We start from the raw sequence: 17,731 nt of genomic DNA on the forward strand, positions 1-17,731 counted from the left end.
CGCCGAGGGGCACGTTGTTGTCACTTCCGAGCCCGGAAAGTGACAACAACGTGCCCCTCGATCGTTACTTCTTGCCCTCGGCGCGGAGCTTCGAGATCTCGTAGAGGGTCACGCTCGCAGCGATGCCGGCGTTGAGGGACTCCGTGGACGCCGAGATCGGGATGGACACGACCGCGTCGCACGTCTCGGTCACCAGGCGGGACAGTCCCTTGCCCTCGCTTCCGACGACGATCACGACCGGACGGTCGGCGAAGGACAGCCCCGGGAGGCTGGTGTCGCCGTCTCCATCGAGGCCGAGGACGAAGACGCCCGCCTTCTTGAACTCCTTCAGGGTCTGCGTCAGGTTCGGCGCCATCGCGACCGGCGTGCGCGCTGCGGCGCCCGCGGAGGTCTTCCAGGCGGCCGCGGTCATGCCGACCGAGCGACGCTGCGGGATGATGACGCCCTGACCGCCGAACGCCGCCGTCGAGCGGATGATCGCGCCCAGGTTGCGGGGATCGGTGATCCCGTCGCGAGCGCCACGAACAGCGGCGTCTGGCCCTTGCGGAGCGTGTAGTCGAGCAGCTCGCCCGGGTGGGCGTACTCGTACGGCGGCACCTTCAGCGCGACGCCCTGGTGCACGGCGTCGCGGCCGGCCAGACGGTCGAGCTCCGGGCGCATGACCTCCAGGATCGGGATGGCGCGGCCGGTGGCGATCGAGAGGATCTCCTTCATCCGGTCGTCCATCTCGATCCGCGACGCGATGTAGAGCGTGGAGGCCGGGATCGCCGCCCGCAGCGCCTCCAGCACGGAGTTGCGGCCGGTGACGACCTCGCTCTCGTCGCCGCTCTTCGCCCGGCGGGCCGCGCCGGACGCGCCGCGGGGTGCACCGTCACGGCCGCCGCGCACTTCGGCCTTGGCCGCCGCACGCTCGCGGAGCTGCTTGTTCTTGTAGGCGACGTGGTATTCACGCTCCTCGGCCTTCGGGGTCGGGCCGCGGCCCTCCAGGGCCTTGCGGCCGTGGCCGCCGGTGCCGACCTGGGCGCCCTTCTTGCTCTTCCTCACGGCCCCTGCGCGGGGCTTGCCACCTGAGTTCTTCATGCTTCGATACTCCAATGCGACCCCGACGGGGTGTCTTCGATACTGATTCCCGCGGCGGTCAATTCGTCGCGGATGCGGTCTGCTGCCGCGAAGTCACGTGCCTGACGCGCTTCCTGCCGATCGTCGAGCAGTCGGCCGATCAAGGTTCCGAGCGCGTGCTCGGCCGCGCTCGAACCCGAGGTGCGCCAGTGCGGCGAGAGCGGGTTGATGCCGAGCACCTCGGTCATCGCGAGAACATGGCCGCGCGCGGCCGCGGCCGCCTCCAAGTCTTCCGCATCCAGCGCCGCGTTTCCTGAACGTACGGTGTCGTGCAGCACGCCGAGCGCCTGCGGCACGGCGAGGTCGTCGTCCATCGCCTCGGCGAACGCGCCGGGAACGACCTCCACGCCGCTGCCGGCGAACCGCGTGCCCGCGAGCCGCCGGTCGACGCGCTCGAAGAATCCGGCGATGCGGTCGAGCGCCGCCTCCGCCTCGCTGAGCGAGCCGTCGTGGAAGTCGATGGTCGACCGGTAGTGCGCCGAGCCGAGGTAGTAGCGCACAACCAGCGGCCGGGCGGCGCCCAGCAGGTCGGCCGCGTAGACCGAGTTGCCGAGCGACTTGCTCATCTTCTGCCCGTTGACGTGGACGAGACCGTTGTGCACCCAGTAGGAGGCGAACGCGTCCCCCGTGGCCGTCGACTGGGCGAGCTCGTTCTCGTGGTGCGGGAAGCGCAGGTCGAGGCCGCCGCCGTGGATGTCGAACTGCGGCCCGAGGTAGCGGCGCGACATCGCGGAGCACTCGATGTGCCAGCCGGGACGCCCGTCTCCCCACGGCGACGGGAAGGCCGCCGACTCCGGCTCGTCGCTCTTGCGGCCCTTCCACAGGGCGAAATCGCGCGCGTCGCGCTTGGCCCGCGGGTCGGCGTCGGCCGCGGCTTCCATGTTGTCGATGCTCTGCCGGGTCAGCTCGCCGTAGGCCGGCCAGCTCTTCACGTCGAAGTAGACGTCGCCCGAGCCGTCCTCGGCGACGTAGGCGTGCCCGCGCTCGATCAGCCGGGCGATCAGCTCCTGCATCTGCGGGATGCTCGCGGTCGCGCGCGGCTCGTAGGTGGGCGGCTGGACGCCGAGCGCCGTGTAGCCGGCCGTGAACTCCAGCTCGAACCGGTAGGCGAGCGCCCACCACTCCTCCGAGCCGCCCTGCGACTGCGCCGTGAGCGCGTTGACCAGGATCTTGTCGTCGATGTCGGTGACGTTGCGCACGAGCGTCACGTCCAGCCCGCGATACGCGAGCCAGCGGCGCAACTGGTCATAGACCAGCGCCGACCGGAGGTGCCCGATGTGCGGCGACGACTGCACCGTCGGCCCGCACACGTACATGCCCACCGCGCCGGGGCGCAGGGGGACGAAGTCGCGCAGGGCGCCGGTCTTCGTGTCGAAGAGTCGCAGAGTCACGGCACAAGCCTACGGGTCGGGGCGAACGACCGCTTCGCGCGCGACGAAGATGTGGACGACCGTGTCCGGCGGCACACCTGTGGAGGAGTTCAGCGGGCCGCCCGCGCCGCCAGCGCCTCGTTGACCGGCGCGAACGCGACCCGGTCGAAGATCAGCTCGATGGCGGTGATCCGACTGTCGCGCACGGTGACCAGCTCGACGCACGGCACGGCGCCGGCGGGGGTGTCCGTCACGAAGTCGTAGACGACGCAGGCGCGGTCGCCGTCCGCGAAGACCTCGCGCACCTCGTTGCGCACCAGGGCGGGGAGCAGCCGCGCGAGCGCCGCGATCCACTCCTGCTTTCCGATCGTCCCGCCCGCGAAGACCGCCGCGAGGTCGTCGGAGAGGAGCCCGCCGACGGTCTCCAGGTCGTGCGCGCCGACCGCCTCGATGTACGTCCGCGCGATGGCCGCGCTCTCTGCCTGCGTCATATCGTCCCGTCCCCTCCGCCGATCCGGTCGCGCCCTCTGCCCGATGCCGTCACGGCACAGAGTAAGCGCCGCCGCCGACATGCGCACGGGCGCGGCGACGGGTCAGCGCGGGAACAGCAGAGCAGTCGCGAAGGCGGCGATCCCCTCGCCGCGGCCGGTGAAGCCGAGCCCGTCCGTGGTCGTCGCGCTGAGCGACACCGGGGCGCCGAGGATGCCGGACAGGAGCCGTTCGGCCTCCACCCGCCGCGGTGCGAACTTCGGCCGCTGCCCGATGAGCTGCACCGACACGTTCCCGATCCGGTAGCCGGCCTCCTCCACGAGGCGGCGCGTCTCCGTGAGGAACACCTCGCCGTGCGCCCCCGCGAACCGCGGGTCGCCCGTGCCGAACACCCCGCCGATGTCGCCGAGGCCGGCCGCGCCGAGCAGTGCGTCGACGATCGCATGGCTCGCGGCGTCCCCGTCGCTGTGGCCGGACAGCCCCGGCTCGTCGGGCCAGTGCAGCCCGGCGAGCCACAGCTCGGCCGCCGGATCGAACGCGTGCGTGTCGGTGCCGAGCCCGATGCGCGGCGTGCCGGAGGGCGAGAGGAGGTCGTGGGCACGCTGCAGGTCCCACGGCGTGGTGATCTTGAACGCCTCCGTCGCGCCGTCCACCACTGTCACACGGTGTCCGGCCGCGGCGACGAGACCCGCGTCGTCGGTCTCGTCGGTGGTCGCGGCGGCGTAGGCGGCGAGGAGCTGGTCCCGCGGGAAGCCCTGCGGGGTCTGCACGGCGGCGAGCGTGGAGCGATCCACCGTCTCGTGGACCGAGCCGTCGCCCGCGACGCGCTTGATGGTGTCGCTGACCGCGAGACCCGGGATCACGCCGTGGCCGGTCTCGACGACCGCGTCGACCACGGCGTCGAACAGAGCGGAGGGAGTGAGCGCACGGGCGGCGTCGTGGACGAGCACCACGTCCACGTCGTCGGCGATCACGGCCAGCCCGGCCGCGACCGACTGCTGGCGGGTCGCGCCCCCAGGCACGACAGCGACGGAATGCCCGAACACGCGAAGCGCGAGCGCGGCCGCCTCGTCCACGCGATCAGCCGGCACGACGAGCACAGGCTCCGCCGGCGCGCTCATGCCGCGCACGGCATGCAGCGACCGCTCCAGCAGGGTGCGGCCGTCGAGCTCCACGAACGCCTTCGGCACCTCGGCACCCAGACGTGTGCCCGAGCCTGCTGCGACGACGACGACCGCGACGCGCGGTCCAGGATTGCTGCTCACCCTCCCGAGACTACCCGCCTGCACCGAGCGTCCCACGGACGCCGAAAGGGCCCGCGACGTCACGTCGCGGGCCCTTTCGAAAACGGGTGAATCGCAGGTTAGGAGGCGAGGACCTCGTCGAGGAGGCTGGAGGCCTTCTCATCGTCCGTCTTCTCCGCCAGGGCGAGCTCCGAGATGAGAATCTGCCGGGCCTTGGCCAGCATGCGCTTCTCACCGGCGGACAGGCCGCGGTCCTGGTCGCGGCGCCACAGGTCGCGGACGACCTCGGAGACCTTGATGACGTCGCCCGACGCCAGCTTCTCCAGGTTGGCCTTGTACCGGCGGGACCAGTTGGTGGGCTCCTCGGTGAAGGGGGCGCGCAGCACCTCGAACACGCGGTCGAGGCCCTCCTTGCCGATGACATCGCGAACGCCCACGAGATCCACGTTCTCCGCGGGGACCTCGATGGTCAGGTCGCCCTGAGTCACATTGAGCTTGAGGTACAGCTTCTCTTCACCCTTGATTATTCTTTTCTTGACTTCGGTGATCGTTGCAGCACCGTGATGGGGGTAAACGACGGTTTCGCCAACCTCGAAAAGCATAGATATGTTGTCCCTTCAGCAACGAATAGGATACCACACGAGGCACATGCTAAGGTTCGCCCCCGCAGCTCGGGGGCGGCCGGGAAGCCCTGCCGGCATACGGTAAACTCGGCACAAAACCGCTTCGCAACAGGCATCAGCGCGCCGTCGAGCGGAACGATTGGGAGGGTCATCCAGTGAAAGCTCGCGTCGCGGCGTCCATCGTCCTCGCCCTGGCGGTCGCAGCCGGCACAGCCGGGTGCGGATTCATCGCACCGCAGGCCACCACGAAGCACTACGACGCCAGCGACGGTGTGAGCGGCAACGTCGGCCAGATCGACGTGCGCAACGCCTTCATCGTCACCGACGGGGTCGGCGGCAAGGTCGGCAACCTCGTGGTCAGCCTGGTGAACACCGACAGCAAGAGCCACCGCGTGGCCATCACGTCGGCCGACTCCGGCAGCGCGGCCTACGTCACGGTCCAGCCCGGTGAGGTCAAGAAGGTCGGCGCGACGCCCGGCAAGGCCTCCTCCAGCAACGTCTTCCTCACCCCGTTCGACGCGCTGCCCGGCAGCAACTACGACGTGTACTTCCAGTACGCCGACGAGACCGGCGTGAAGCTGCAGGTCCCGGTGCTCGACGGCGGCCTCCCGGACTACAAGAGCCTCGTGCCGCCGACCATCCTCCCGGCCGGCTGAGCGGCCGGCCCGGCAGACGAGAAGCCGCCCTCGCGATTCGCGAGGGCGGCTTCGTCGTTCGGAGGGACGGCCGTCAGGCGTTGAAGCGGTAGCCGAGCCCGCGCACCGTCACCAGCATCTGCGGGTCCGACGGGCTCTCCTCGATGCGCGAGCGGATGCGCTTGATGTGCACGTCCAGCGTCTTGGTGTCGCCGAAGTAGTCGCTCCCCCACACCCGGTCGATGAGCTGACCGCGGGTGAGCACACGTCCGGCGTTGCGGAGCAGCAGCTCCAGCAGCTCGAATTCCTTCAGCGGCATGGAGATCTCGTCGCCCGAGACCGCGACCGTGTGACGGTCGACGTCCATGCGGACGGTGCCGGCCTCGAGGATGCCGTCGTCCTCCAGCTCCGCCTCGTCCACGCGCCGGCGGAGCACCGCACGGATGCGGGCCAGCAGCTCGCGGGAGGAGTACGGCTTGGTGACGTAGTCGTCCGCGCCGAGCTCGAGGCCGACCACGATGTCCACCTCGGAGTCCTTGGCGGTCAGCATGATGATCGGCACGTTGGAGCGCGTGCGGATCTCGCGGCACACCTCGGTGCCGGGGATGCCGGGGAGCATGAGGTCGAGCAGCACCAGGTCGGCGCTGCCGCGGTCGAACTCCGCGAGGGCCGTCGGGCCGTCTTCGGCGACGGTCACCTCGTAGCCCTCACGCTTGAGCAGGTACGCGAGCGGCTCGCTGAGCGCGGCCTCATCCTCGACGAGCAGGATTGCTGTCACAGGTTCTCTCCAATCGGGGGACGGACGGTGGCGGCCTCAGGCAGCCGGATGGTGAAGGTGGAGCCGCGGCCGGGCTGCGACCAGACCCGGACCTCTCCGCCGTGGTTCTGGACGGCGTGCTTGACGATCGAGAGGCCGAGCCCGGTGCCCCCGGTGTTGCGGGAGCGAGCCTGGTCCACCCGGAAGAAGCGTTCGAACACCCGGTCGAGGTCCTCCTCCGGGATGCCCTCGCCCTGGTCGGTGACGGCGATCTCGACGACGCCGTCGACCGTGCGCACGCCGATCCCGATGCGGGAGTCCTCCGGCGAGTACTGGATGGCGTTCGAGATAAGGTTGTGGACCGCCGTGACGAGGAGGGCTTCGTTGCCGAGGACGGTCGCATCCTTCTCGCCGCGCATCGCGATCTCGATCTGACGCGACTCCGCCGCGACCTTGTTCTGGTCGATCGCGGCGCGGACGACCTTCTTGGCCGAGAGCTGCTCGGCGTCGCCGAGGGCGTCGGCGGCCTGGAGGCGACTCAGCTCGATGATGTCCTGGGTGATGCGGGCGAGGCGGGAGGCCTCCTCGCTCAGCCGCAGCGCGAACCGGCGCACCTGGTCCGGGTCGTCGGAGGCGTCGTCCAGCGCCTCTGCCAGGAGGCTGACGGCGCCGATCGGGGTCTTCAGCTCGTGGCTGATGTTCGCCACGAAGTCGCGGCGCACGGAGTCCAGGCGGAACGACTCGGTCCGGTCCTCCGCCAGCAGCAGGATGTACCGCGAGCCCAGCCGGGCGACCCGCACGCTCAGGTGGATGTTGGCGTCGCCGAACGGTCCGCGCGCGAGTTCGCACTCCTCGGTGACCGGCTCGCCGGTGCGGCGGACGCGGTCGACCAGCGCGACGAGGTGCGGGTGCACGAGGGCGCCGTTCCAGACCAGTCCGATCGCATGCGCGCCGGGGGATGCCTTGATGACGTTGTTCGACGGGTCGATGACGACCCCCGCGGACTCCATCGCGTCGAGCACCTGGTCGACGCCGTCCGGCACCGCCGGGTTGGACACCGCGGCCGCGTGGTCCCCTCGGCGTGCGGCGATGTGGAGGATCCACACGAACCCCGCGCCGACGACCAGCCCCAGCCCCAGCGAGAGCAGCACCAACCAGGCGGAGTCCATACTCGAATCGTAGGTGATACGCGAGGACGCGCCGCGACCGATGACGCTCTGCGCCGCGTCTTTTCGCGGGTACGTTAGACAGTGTTCAGCCCTACGGCACCGTCCGTTAACCTGTCGAAGAGACCATGCTGAACGGGGTCAGTCGACCCCTGTATCCCGCGTGCGCGCGCACGCCCAGGAAGGACCTCATCCCATGCGCGAAGTTTTCCAGCAGGAGCTGGCCGACGTACAAGACCGGTTGGTCGAGATCGCCGAGCTTGTCGTCCGCTCGATCCGCAGCGCCACGGAGGCGTTCAACGAGTCTGACGTGTCCCTCGCCGAAGAGGTGATCGCCAACGACCACCGCATCGACGAGCTGACGGTGCTGCTCGACGAGCTCTCGATCCAGATCCTCGCCCGCCAGCAGCCGGTCGCCCGCGACCTCCGCATCGTCGTGAGCGCGCTGCGCATCAGCGCCTCCCTGGAGCGGATGGGCGACATGGCCGAGCACATCGCCCAGCTCGCCCGCTACCGCTTCCCGGACAAGGTGGTGCCGAAGAGCCTCCGTGGGACGTTCTCCGAGATGGGCCGGCTCGACGTGCAGATCGCCGAGAAGCTCGCCGAGCTGCTCCGCAGCCAGGACATGCGCATCGCGGACGAGATCCGCAACGACGACGACGACATCGACGAGCTGCACGCCAGCGTGTTCGACAAGGTGCTCGGCGAGACCTGGAAGGGCCAGGCCGTGGACACCGTCGACGCCACGCTCGCGAGCCGCTACCACGAGCGCTTCGCCGACCACGCCGTCTCCATCGCCAAGAAGGTCCAGTACCTCGCCACCGGCGACTGGGCCCCCGAACTGGCCGGCTGACCCTCCCCCGCCAAGCGACTGACAGGCGCCGAGTGGGCGCATAGTCCGCCCACTCGGCGTTTTTCGTGCGATTTTGAGCCGTCTCGGCGGTGGGTCAGGCGAGGGGGATGCGGGCGGCGACCCGGCGCGAGCCGGGGGTGCGGGCGACGAGCGCGAGCTCGGCGAGGGAGGCGTGGTCGCCGGGGGCCAGCGCGGAGGAGCGCTGGTCGCTCGCGTGCGGGCGGTAGCCGCTGCGGACGTGGCGCTGGTCGGCGATGACCGCGCCGGCGGCCTCGAGCGCGTCGACGCAGGCGGTATGAAGCGCGAGCAGGGCGGGTGAGGGCCGGACCAGCGTGACTGGCACCGTGTGCCGGTGGCCGAACGACGCGCGCGCCCCGGCGACGACGGGGATGCGCGGCCCGTGCGGCAGCAGCGCGGCGACAGCGTCCGCCTCCAGTTCGGTCTGGAACGGCGGCACCACGGTGATGTGCAACGGCCAGTCCCCCGTCGGGAACTCCGCAGGAACGACGACGTCGCCGCCGCGTTCCGGCAGGAACGCGACGACGACGTACGACGGGCTGGCCGTGAGGCCTACTTCTTGCCCTGCGCGGCGACCGCGGCGGCCCCGGCGGCAGCGGCCTCCGGGTCGAGGTACACACCGGGCTCGATAGGCGAGAAGGTCTCGTCGAGCTTGTAGACCAGCGGGATGCCGGTCGGGATGTTCAGCTCGGCGATCTCCTCGTCGGAGATGCCGTCGAGGTGCTTGACGAGCGCGCGCAGCGAGTTGCCGTGCGCGGTCACCAGCACCGTCTTGCCCTCGGCGAGGCTGACGGTGATGTCGGACTCCCAGTACGGCAGCATCCGCGCGATGACGTCCTTCAGGCACTCCGTGCGCGGGAGGTCGTCGCCGAGGCCGGCGTAGCGCGGGTCGTTCGCCTGCGACCACTCGCTGTCGTCGGCGAGCGGCGGCGGCGGCACGTCGAAGGAGCGGCGCCAGAGCTGGAACTGCTCCGGACCGTACTTCTCCAGCGTCTCCGCCTTGTCGAGACCCTGCAGCGCGCCGTAGTGACGCTCGTTGAGACGCCAGGAGCGCTCGACCGGGATCCAGAGCCGGTCCGCGACGTCGAGCGCGATGTCCGCGGTCTGGATCGCGCGGGTCAGCACCGAGGTGTAGAGGATGTCGGGGTGGAGGCCGGACTCGGCCAGGAGCTCGCCGGCGCGGGTGGCCTCGGCGACGCCCTGCTCGCTGAGCCGGACGTCGACCCAGCCGGTGAACAGGTTCTGCTGGTTCCACACGCTGTTGCCGTGGCGGAGGAGGATCAAAGTGTAAGGAGCGGGCATGCGATTAATCTTGTCACATGCCCTCCACGTCCTCCCGCGCCGGCTCGGTGGTCGGCACGGTCACCCGGGGGACGACGAACACGAACCGGCTGAGGAGGGTGGACCGCTGGATCGCGGCCCTTCCCGAGCTGCGTCGAACGGGTGACCCGCTGGTCGTCGACCTCGGCTACGGCGCGAGCGGCGTGACGGCTTTCGAGCTCCAGCACCGGTTGGCCAAGGTGCGCCCTGACGTCGAGGTGCTGGGGCTGGAGATCGACCCGGGCCGGGTCCGCACGGCCCTCGCGCAACTGGAGGACGTGCGCGCCGGGAGCACCGGCTTCGACCCGCAGGCGCGAGTGGGCTTCGCGGTCGGCGGCTTCGAGGTGCCGCTGCCGGGGCGGCACGCGGCGGTGATCCGCGCGTTCAACGTGCTGCGCCAGTACGACGAGTCGGAGGTCGCCCCGGCGTGGGAGCGCATGCTCGGCCGCCTCCAGCTCGGCGGTGCGCTCGTGGAGGGCACCTGCGACGAGATCGGCCGGATCGCGAGCTGGGTCACCCTCGACAGGACAGGGCCGCAGACCTTCACCGTCTCGCTGCGGCTGCGCGAGCTGGACGCGCCGAGCATCGTGGCCGAGCGGCTGCCCAAGGCGCTCATCCACCGGAACGTCCCCGGCGAGGGTGTGCACGCCTACCTCGCGGACCTCGACCGGCTCTGGCGCGTCCACTCGCCGCTCGCCGCCTACGGACCGAAACAGCGCTGGATGGCGGCGGCGCAGGGGATGCGCGATGCGGGCTGGCCGGTGGTCGGCGGCCGCGCGCGCTGGCGGCTCGGGGAGCTCACGGTGCGCTGGGAGGCCGTCGCACCCGTGTAGGCAACGGAGGAGATCCGGGCCGTCGGACCGCCGAATGTAGGCTACCGGAGGAGATCTGCTCGGCCGGGCCGTGGATGTCCTCCGTCAGCCGCGGGGGGTGCGGGTGACGGCGCCGAGGCGTGGGAGATGCGGGACGTGGGCCTCGGCCCCGGCCTCGGGCGGGACCACGATCTCCTGGGCCGCCGCGACGGGCGTGCCGTCGGCGTCCACCGTCAGCGTCGCGGCGGGGTCGGTGCTGCGCTTCACGATGGCGAGCGCGATCGGGCCGAGCTCGTAGTGGAGGGCGGAGGAGGTGACGGTGCCGACTACGCGGCCGTCCAACGTGACCTCGGCGCCGCGGGCGGGGTGGACCCCCTCCGAGCCGTCGAGGTGCAGCATCACCAGGCGGCGCGGCGGGTGGCCGAGGTTGTGCACCTTGGCGACCGTCTCCTGGCCGCGGTAGCAGCCCTTGGTGAGGTGCACGGCCGTCCGCAGCCAGTCGAGCTCGTGCGGGATGGTGCGCTCGTCCACCTCGGTGGCGAAGCGCGGGCGCCAGGCCGCGATGCGCAGAGCGTCCGCCGCGAGCGTGCCGGCGACGGTCAGCTCCCCGGACTCCACACGGGCGACGATCGACGGGAGCGCCTCGCGCGGCACGACGCGTTCGCTCCAGCTCCAGCTCGCCCCGGGGTGCTCGCCGCGCGCGTACTGGTGGCCGCCGGGCGTCACCGCATGCCAGGGGTCGTGCCAGATGAGCGGGACGGCGTTCGGCGCGGCGATCGGCAGCGGAGGCTCGCCGAGCGTCCCGATCGTCGCGAGCGTCTCGGTGTGGTCGGCGAGTTCTACTCGGAGCATGAAGCGCATCGAGTCGAGCCACGCGAGCAGGCCGGTGGCCTCCGGCCGGTCGACCAGCAGCCACAGCGTCGAGCCGTCCTCGATCAGGCGCACCGCGTGCTCCACGCGGCCGGTGACGTCGAGCAGCAGGGTCTCGGAGGACTCCCCCGGCTGCAGGCCGAGCAGCGACTGGCTGGTCAGCGAGTTGAGCCAGCTCAGGCGGTCGGGCCCGGTGATCGACAGCACCGCGCGGTCGGACAGGTCGACGATCGCGCCGCCCTCGAGCAGGGCGCGCTGCTCCGCGAGCGGACTGCCGTAGTGCGCAGGGACCCCGGCCTCGGCGATATCGACCGCGCCGGGGAGAGAGAGGAAGGGGGAGGCGATCATGTCAGTCCACCTTGGCGAGTCGGGCGGAGGCGTGCGTGCGCAACTCCTGGCCGAGCGCAGCGATGTCCCAGGCCCACAGCAGGTGGCCCTCCACGAGCCCGTAGAGCCGGGTCGCCGCGCTGTACTCCTTGGCGCCGGCCGTGCGCACGACGGCGTCCGTCGCCAGGTCGATGCGCGGGCCGTTCACCTGGCCGATGTAGAGCTCGCTGACGCCGTCCGGGTGGATGATCGCCACGTCGATGTCGAAGCCGCCGCTGGAGGCGCGCAGAGTCTCGACGGCCTGCGCGGTGCCGAACGGCCGAGTGCCTTGACCAGGCAGCATCGCCGGACCCGGATCACCCTCGACCAACGTGCGGCTGAGCCGCCAGTAGCCGGTCTCCGCGGCGAGCGGGGTGCGATCCTCGTCGAGCACCCACGAGGTCGCGGAGTAGTTGAGGTAGGCCTCGCCGTCGTGGCTGAAGCTCACCCGCTGGCCGAACTCGAGCTGGGTGTGCTCCTCGCCGAGGGCGTAGTCGACCACGCCGCTCCCCTCCCAGACCCCGATCAGCCAGGAGAGCGGGACGAGTTCGGCCGGAAGGTCGGTGGGGAGCTCGATCATGCCTAGCGCTGGCCGCGGAAGAGGTTGTAGACCACCACGCCGGAGACACCGAGGATGGCGAGGGTGGCCAGTCCGAGCAGGCCGATGAAGAAGAGTTCGAGAGCGACGAGCATACGGCCAGTCTAATCAGTGTCCGAGCGTGGTCAGGCCGAGGATCGCGCCGATGACGGCGAGGATGACGAAGCTGCCGGTCAAGGTGGTGGCCAGCCGGTTGACGAAGCCGTCCTTGCGCTGCGTGGCGAGCTGGGCCCCGAATGCGGCGAGCACGCTCACGCCGAGCGCGAGCGACACCCAGGAGGCGTACTGCGCCGGGCGCGCAAGAAAGGCGATGAGCACGCCGAGCACGAGTGCGAGCGCCCACACCCCGCCGACGCTCAGCACGACCATCGAGCGCGGCATCGGCTCGGGAGGCGGCCCCGCCGCGGCGGCAGGACCGAGAAGGCCCGGATCGGACGGCGTCTCGCTCATCCCCCTATTGTGCCGTGCGCGGGCGGCGGCCGCCTCCCCTCGCCTCCGCGATCTGCCGCCGTAAGCGTTTCCGGTAGCATTGCCGCACGAAGACGGGCGAGGAGGATACTGGGTGGCGCAGCTGTTGATCCTCACGTCCGCCCCTGACGCTGACGTGCTTCCGGCTCTCGGCCTCCTCAGTCACCGCGTCCGGCAGATCCCCGCCGAGCCCGCCTCCCTGGTCAACGCGCCAGCTTGCGACCTCATCCTGGTCGACGCCCGGCGCGACCTGGCGAGCGCGAAGTCGCTGTGCAAGATCCTCACCACGACCGGCATCACCGTCCCGCTGCTGCTGGTGCTCACGGAGGGCGGCCTCACCGCGGTGAGCGCCGACTGGGGCGTCAACGACGTGCTGCTCGACACCGCCGGCCCGGCGGAAGTGGACGCGCGCATCCGGCTGGCGATCGGCCGGCAGACGCAGGAGCACTCGCAGACGAAGATCCAGGCGTCGGGCATCACCATCGACGAGGCGAGCTACTCGGCCAAGGCGCACGGCAAGGTGCTCGACCTCACCTTCAAGGAGTTCGAGCTGCTGCGGTTCTTCGCCACGCACCCTTCGCGGGTGTTCACACGCGAACAGCTGCTGAGCGAGGTGTGGGGCTACGACTACTTCGGCGGCACCCGCACGGTCGACGTCCATGTGCGGAGGCTCCGGGCCAAGCTCGGCGACCTGGAGTCGCTGATCGGGACGGTCCGCAATGTGGGCTACCGCTTCAACGTGTACGAGGACGAGAACGACCGGCTGCCGTCATCGGTGCGGCCCTGAGCGTCCCCCGCCGGACTTATTCCTCCACGAACCTCGTCGTCCCGTCGTTTCTCCACAGTTAACCGGGACCCATGCCGCTGCCCGGACGGGCGGTGCCATGATGGGTGCATGGACGGCGAGCGCACTGCACTGGAGAACGGGCTACTCGACAACGGGCTGAGCGGCAGCCTGGGCAGCGACTTCGACGATGACTTCGCCCCCTTCATCTACGAGCCGGACCCGACACTGCCCGACCACCGCTACCTCGACCGCGAGCTGAGCTGGCTCGCGTTCAACCAGCGGGTGCTCGAACTCGCGGAGGACCCGCTGCTGCCGGTGCTGGAGCGGGCCAACTTCCTCGCGATCTTCGCCAGCAACCTCGACGAGTTCTTCATGGTCCGGGTCGCCGGGCTCAAGCGCCGTATCGCCACCGGGCTGGCCGTTCCCACGAACATCGGCCGCGCGCCGCAGGAGGTCCTGGCCGACATCTCCCTGAAGGCCCACGAATTGCAGGTGCGGCACGCCAAGGCCTACCGGGAGCAGGTGCTGCCCGCCCTGGAGGAGGCCGGCATCACGGTCTCCTCGTGGGATGAGCTGGACGAGGCGGACAGGGTGCAGATGCGCGAGGTGTTCTCGCAGCAGATCTTCCCCGTGCTCATGCCGCTCGCGGTCGATCCCGCGCACCCGTTCCCCTATATCTCCGGCCTGTCGCTGAACCTCTCGATCCGCGTGCGCAACTCGCGCACGGGCAAGGAGCAGTTCGCCCGCCTCAAGGTGCCGCAGATGCTGCCGCGCTTCGTCCGCATCGACGCGCGCGAGGGTCTCGGTCAGGTGCGCTTCCTGCGCCTGGAGGACCTGATCGCCAACCACCTCGGCGACCTCTTCCCCGGCATGGAGATCCTCGACCACCACGTCTTCCGCGTGACGCGCAACGAGGACGTCGAGATCGACGAGGACGAGACCGAGAACCTCATCCAGGCCCTCGAGCGTGAGCTGCTGCGCCGCCGGTTCGGCCCGCCCATCCGGCTCGAGGTCACCGACGACATGGACGACGTGACCCTCGGGCTGCTGGTCCGCGAGCTCGACGTGACCGAGCAGGAGGTCTACCGCCTCCCAGCGCCGCTCGACCTCGGCGGCCTCTTCGACATCTCCCGGATCGACCGGCCCGACCTGCATTACCCCAACCACGTGCCGACCACGGCGCCGCAGCTGATGCCCAGCGAGCCGAACGCGAAGCCGGACGTGTTCGCGGCGGTCGCGCGCCAGGACATCCTGCTGCACCACCCGTACGAGTCGTTCGCGACGAGCGTGCAGGCGTTCCTGGAGCAGGCCGCCGCCGACCCGCACGTCCTCGCCATCAAGCAGACCCTCTACCGCACCTCGGGCGACAGCCCGATCGTGGAGGCCCTCATCGACGCGGCGGAGTCCGGCAAGCAGGTGCTGGCGCTGGTCGAGATCAAGGCGCGCTTCGACGAGCAGAACAACATCTCCTGGGCGCGCAAGCTCGAGAAGGCCGGCGTGCACGTCGTCTACGGCCTCGTCGGGCTCAAGACGCACTGCAAGCTCGCGCTCGTCATCCGCGAGGAGAAGGGCGTCCTCAAGCACTACAGCCACATCGGCACGGGCAACTACAACCCCAAGACCTCCCGGATCTACGAGGACCTCGGCCTGCTGACGGCCGACGACCAGGTGGGCAAGGACCTCACCCGCCTCTTCAACGAGCTGTCCGGCTACGCGATCGAGAAGAAGTTCAAGCGTCTCCTGGTCGCGCCGCTGCACCTCCGCAAGGGTCTGCTCAAGCGCATCGACACCGAGGCGGCCAACGCGGCGGCGGGCAAGCCGTCCGGTATCCGCATCAAGCTCAACTCGATCGTGGACGAGGCGATCATCGACGCGCTCTACCGCGCCAGCCAGGCCGGTGTGCCGGTCGAACTCTGGGTCCGCGGCATCTGCGGCCTCGTCCCGGGGCGCGAAGGGCTCTCCGAGAACATCCGGGTGCGCTCGGTGCTCGGCCGCTACCTGGAGCATTCGCGCGTCTTCTCGTTCGTGAACGACGGCGACCCGCACGTCTACATCGGCAGCGCCGACATGATGCACCGCAACCTCGACCGCCGCGTCGAGGCGCTGGTGCGCCTGGCCGATCCGGAGCACCTCGCCGAGCTCGGCCGCCTGTTCGATCTCGCGTTCGACGAGCGCACGGCGGCATGGACGCTCGCGGAGGACGGCGTCTGGACCCGGCACCACCTGGACGAGAACGGCGCGCCGCTCACCGACCTCCAGACCAAGCTGCAGCAGCAGGCCGCGCACCGTCCGCGTACGTCCCGCACGGGTTCGAGGCGGTGAGCCTCGCCGTCTACGCCGCGGGCGCCCTCTGCTGGCGCGTCGTGGACGAGAAGATCGTGGTGCTCGTCGTGCACCGCACCAAGTACGGCGACGTGACGATCCCGAAGGGCAAGGTCGACCCGGGCGAGACGCTTCCGCAGACGGCCGTGCGCGAGATCCTGGAGGAGACCGGGCTCGACGTGACGCTCGGCGTCCCGCTCGGCGTCTCGTCGTACCCGCTGACCTCAGGGCGGGAGAAGATCGTCCACTACTGGGCCGCGGAGGTCGTCGACCACGCGATCGAGCGCTCCACGTTCGTCCCGAACACCGAGATCGCGGCGATCGAGTGGGTCACGCTGAAGAAGGCCCGCAGCTACCTCACCTACGAGCGCGACGTGGAGATCATCGACGCGTTCGAGGCACTGGTGCGCCAGGGCGTCACCTCGACATTCGCGCTCATCGCGCTCCGTCACGGCAAGGCAGAGCCACGCGGCGCGTGGGCCGGCTCCGACGCCTCCCGGCCGCTCACCGAGCGCGGAGTCAAGCAGGCGGCCGGCGCTGTGCCGAGCCTGCTCGCGTGGCAGCCGCGGCGCATCGTCACCAGCGACGCCGTGCGCTGCGTCGCGACGGTCGCCCCGCTCGCCGCCGCGACCGGCGTCAAGCCGCGCCGTGAGCCCGGCATCAGCCAGGACGCCTACGAGGACGGCGACGGCGACGTCCGCACGATCATCGGCAAGCGGGTGCGCTCACGCAAGACCGCGGTGCTCTGCAGCCACGGACCGGTCCTGCCCGAGATCCTGCGCGAGATCGCGCTGGCCACCGGCACGATGCCGGGCGGTTACCTCACCGACGCAGCCGACCTCGAGACCGGCGGGTTCTCGGTCGTGCACCTCTCGGCGACCAACCCGGCGTCGGGCATCGTCTCCATCGAGACGTACGCACCGCCAGTGGACTAAGTGAAATACTGATGTTTATTTGAGATTCCTCAGGGTGTGACGCTAGATTGGCACGATCGTCCCAGTCGGGACGGCCGTACCAACCAAGGGGAAGCATGCTCTCTACCACTCGCACGCGCCTGACGCTCGGCGCCGCAGCAGCGGCCGCCGTCATCGGCGGGCTCTTCGTCGCCGTGCCGGCGAACGCCGCCACCGGCGACATCACGCTCGCGAACTCGACCTTCACGGCCGGCGACTGGGGCACCGGTCTCGACGTCTCGGGTTCCGGCTTCACGGCCGACACCACCGTCACCATCACCGTGAGCTACACCGACGGCGCGGCCGTCCTGGGCCAGCAGGACGTCACGGCGGACGCCACCGGCGCCTTCGCGAGCGAGGTCTTCACGCCGTCCGCCAGCCTCCCGCTGCCCGCGGCCGGCGAGGACGTCACCGTTCAGGCCACCTCGACCGACGGCGACACGTCCAACACGATCGTCCTCGACGTCCGCGCGCCGCAGGGCATCTCCGCGAGCACCACGACGATCTCGACCGACGACCTGGTCGACCCGAACGTCGGGATCAGGATCACCGCGGCGGGATACACCCCCGGTGAGACCGTCACGATGTCGACCGTCTACAACGGCGAGACCCTTCCCGCCATGACATTCGAGGCCGACCGCAGCGGGAGCGTCGATGCGGCGATCTTCCTCGAGCAGGGGACCGCCGAAGCCGGTCGGATCGAGTTCACCCTCACGGGCGAGACCTCGGGCGTGGCCAACTCGATCACGATCACCGTCACCGGTGACGACATCGTTGCCGGCCCCGGCCCGCTCTCCCCGGCGCCCGCCCCGGCACCGGCCCCCACCACCCCGGGCACGCTGCCCATCGTGAGCGGCTGAGAGCCGCAAGAACCTCACAGCGGGGTGGACGCGTTCAGCGTCCACCCCGCTTGTCGTCGGAGCCCACCCTCTCCTCGGAGCCCATCGTCTCGTCGGAGCAC

At 70.4% G+C, this 17,731-nt stretch carries 18 protein-coding genes and 1 pseudogene; 7 read left to right on the forward strand and 12 right to left on the reverse strand.

Features of this window, described 5'->3' with window-relative positions; translation table 11 throughout:
• Nucleotides 1–64: 64 nt before the first annotated feature.
• The 5 genes and pseudogenes from rlmB to ABH923_RS06065 form a co-directional block, all read right to left on the reverse strand.
• Nucleotides 65–1,080 (reverse strand): annotated as a pseudogene (gene rlmB / locus ABH923_RS06045) (23S rRNA (guanosine(2251)-2'-O)-methyltransferase RlmB).
• Nucleotides 1,077–2,510 carry a cysteine--tRNA ligase gene (gene cysS / locus ABH923_RS06050; protein WP_370054456.1) on the reverse strand — a complete coding sequence of 478 codons (1,434 nt, stop codon included), beginning with the start codon at nucleotides 2,508–2,510 and terminating at the stop codon, nucleotides 1,077–1,079. The pseudogene rlmB and the gene cysS overlap by 4 nt, the downstream one beginning before the upstream one ends.
• 89 nt (nucleotides 2,511–2,599) lie before the next feature.
• Nucleotides 2,600–2,980, reverse strand: coding sequence for a nuclear transport factor 2 family protein (locus ABH923_RS06055; protein WP_370054457.1), 381 nt, complete (start codon nucleotides 2,978–2,980; stop codon nucleotides 2,600–2,602).
• Nucleotides 2,981–3,082: 102 nt separating this feature from the next.
• On the reverse strand, nucleotides 3,083–4,243 hold the full coding sequence (ispD, locus tag ABH923_RS06060) for a 2-C-methyl-D-erythritol 4-phosphate cytidylyltransferase (protein WP_370054458.1): 1,161 nt from the start codon (nucleotides 4,241–4,243) through the stop codon (nucleotides 3,083–3,085).
• A gap of 98 nt (nucleotides 4,244–4,341) precedes the next feature.
• Complete coding sequence (locus tag ABH923_RS06065) at nucleotides 4,342–4,824, reverse strand: CarD family transcriptional regulator (RefSeq protein WP_021763858.1); 483 nt, start codon at nucleotides 4,822–4,824, stop codon at nucleotides 4,342–4,344.
• 176 nt (nucleotides 4,825–5,000) lie between these two features.
• Here ABH923_RS06065 and ABH923_RS06070 point away from each other — a divergent pair, with 176 nt between their 5' ends.
• The gene (locus tag ABH923_RS06070) at nucleotides 5,001–5,501 is read left to right on the forward strand and encodes a hypothetical protein (protein ID WP_370054459.1); all 501 of its coding nucleotides are present in this window, start codon (nucleotides 5,001–5,003) and stop codon (nucleotides 5,499–5,501) included.
• 73 nt (nucleotides 5,502–5,574) lie between these two features.
• Here ABH923_RS06070 and ABH923_RS06075 read toward each other — a convergent pair whose 3' ends face one another.
• Nucleotides 5,575–6,258: a response regulator gene (locus ABH923_RS06075; RefSeq protein WP_370054460.1), complete on the reverse strand. Its 684-nt coding sequence runs from the start codon at nucleotides 6,256–6,258 to the stop codon at nucleotides 5,575–5,577.
• Nucleotides 6,255–7,406, reverse strand: coding sequence for a sensor histidine kinase (locus ABH923_RS06080; RefSeq protein WP_370054461.1), 1,152 nt, complete (start codon nucleotides 7,404–7,406; stop codon nucleotides 6,255–6,257). Before ABH923_RS06080 ends, ABH923_RS06075 begins: the two co-directional genes overlap by 4 nt.
• A gap of 193 nt (nucleotides 7,407–7,599) precedes the next feature.
• On the opposite strand from ABH923_RS06080, the gene phoU reads away from it, so the two are divergent.
• On the forward strand, nucleotides 7,600–8,256 hold the full coding sequence (gene phoU, locus ABH923_RS06085) for a phosphate signaling complex protein PhoU (RefSeq protein ID WP_370054462.1): 657 nt from the start codon (nucleotides 7,600–7,602) through the stop codon (nucleotides 8,254–8,256).
• 94 nt (nucleotides 8,257–8,350) lie between these two features.
• Here the strand turns inward: phoU and ABH923_RS06090 are convergent, their stop codons facing one another.
• Complete coding sequence (locus tag ABH923_RS06090) at nucleotides 8,351–8,728, reverse strand: 2'-5' RNA ligase family protein (protein ID WP_370054463.1); 378 nt, start codon at nucleotides 8,726–8,728, stop codon at nucleotides 8,351–8,353.
• A gap of 98 nt (nucleotides 8,729–8,826) precedes the next feature.
• Complete coding sequence (locus ABH923_RS06095) at nucleotides 8,827–9,576, reverse strand: phosphoglyceromutase (RefSeq protein ID WP_370054464.1); 750 nt, start codon at nucleotides 9,574–9,576, stop codon at nucleotides 8,827–8,829.
• 17 nt (nucleotides 9,577–9,593) lie between these two features.
• On the opposite strand from ABH923_RS06095, the gene ABH923_RS06100 reads away from it, so the two are divergent.
• A complete protein-coding gene (locus tag ABH923_RS06100; RefSeq protein WP_370054465.1) occupies nucleotides 9,594–10,427 on the forward strand; it encodes a class I SAM-dependent methyltransferase in 834 nt (277 codons plus the stop codon).
• An 84-nt stretch (nucleotides 10,428–10,511) separates the two neighbouring features.
• On the opposite strand, the gene ABH923_RS06105 is transcribed toward ABH923_RS06100, so the two are convergent.
• The 3 genes from ABH923_RS06105 to ABH923_RS06115 all read right to left on the reverse strand — a co-directional run bounded on the left by ABH923_RS06105 (nucleotide 10,512) and on the right by ABH923_RS06115 (nucleotide 12,690).
• Nucleotides 10,512–11,624, reverse strand: coding sequence for a folate-binding protein YgfZ (locus ABH923_RS06105; protein WP_370054466.1), 1,113 nt, complete (start codon nucleotides 11,622–11,624; stop codon nucleotides 10,512–10,514).
• Nucleotide 11,625: 1 nt separating this feature from the next.
• Nucleotides 11,626–12,222, reverse strand: coding sequence for an FABP family protein (locus tag ABH923_RS06110; RefSeq protein WP_370054467.1), 597 nt, complete (start codon nucleotides 12,220–12,222; stop codon nucleotides 11,626–11,628).
• A gap of 126 nt (nucleotides 12,223–12,348) precedes the next feature.
• The gene (locus tag ABH923_RS06115; RefSeq protein WP_370054468.1) at nucleotides 12,349–12,690 is read right to left on the reverse strand and encodes a hypothetical protein; all 342 of its coding nucleotides are present in this window, start codon (nucleotides 12,688–12,690) and stop codon (nucleotides 12,349–12,351) included.
• Nucleotides 12,691–12,802: 112 nt separating this feature from the next.
• Here ABH923_RS06115 and ABH923_RS06120 point away from each other — a divergent pair, with 112 nt between their 5' ends.
• The 4 genes from ABH923_RS06120 (at nucleotide 12,803) to ABH923_RS06135 (ending at nucleotide 17,630) form a co-directional block, all read left to right on the forward strand.
• Entirely contained in the window at nucleotides 12,803–13,495 is a 693-nt protein-coding gene (locus tag ABH923_RS06120) for a winged helix-turn-helix domain-containing protein (protein WP_370054469.1), read from the forward strand.
• A gap of 108 nt (nucleotides 13,496–13,603) precedes the next feature.
• Complete coding sequence (locus ABH923_RS06125) at nucleotides 13,604–15,817, forward strand: RNA degradosome polyphosphate kinase (RefSeq protein WP_370054470.1); 2,214 nt, start codon at nucleotides 13,604–13,606, stop codon at nucleotides 15,815–15,817.
• Nucleotides 15,814–16,752, forward strand: coding sequence for an NUDIX domain-containing protein (locus ABH923_RS06130; protein WP_370054471.1), 939 nt, complete (start codon nucleotides 15,814–15,816; stop codon nucleotides 16,750–16,752). The genes ABH923_RS06125 and ABH923_RS06130 overlap by 4 nt, the downstream gene beginning before the upstream one ends.
• A 95-nt stretch (nucleotides 16,753–16,847) precedes the next feature.
• The gene (locus ABH923_RS06135) at nucleotides 16,848–17,630 is read left to right on the forward strand and encodes a hypothetical protein (protein WP_370054472.1); all 783 of its coding nucleotides are present in this window, start codon (nucleotides 16,848–16,850) and stop codon (nucleotides 17,628–17,630) included.
• Nucleotides 17,631–17,731 lie beyond the last annotated feature (101 nt).

The sequence above is a fragment of the Leifsonia sp. EB41 genome, assembly GCF_041262565.1.
GTDB lineage: Bacteria > Actinomycetota > Actinomycetes > Actinomycetales > Microbacteriaceae > Leifsonia.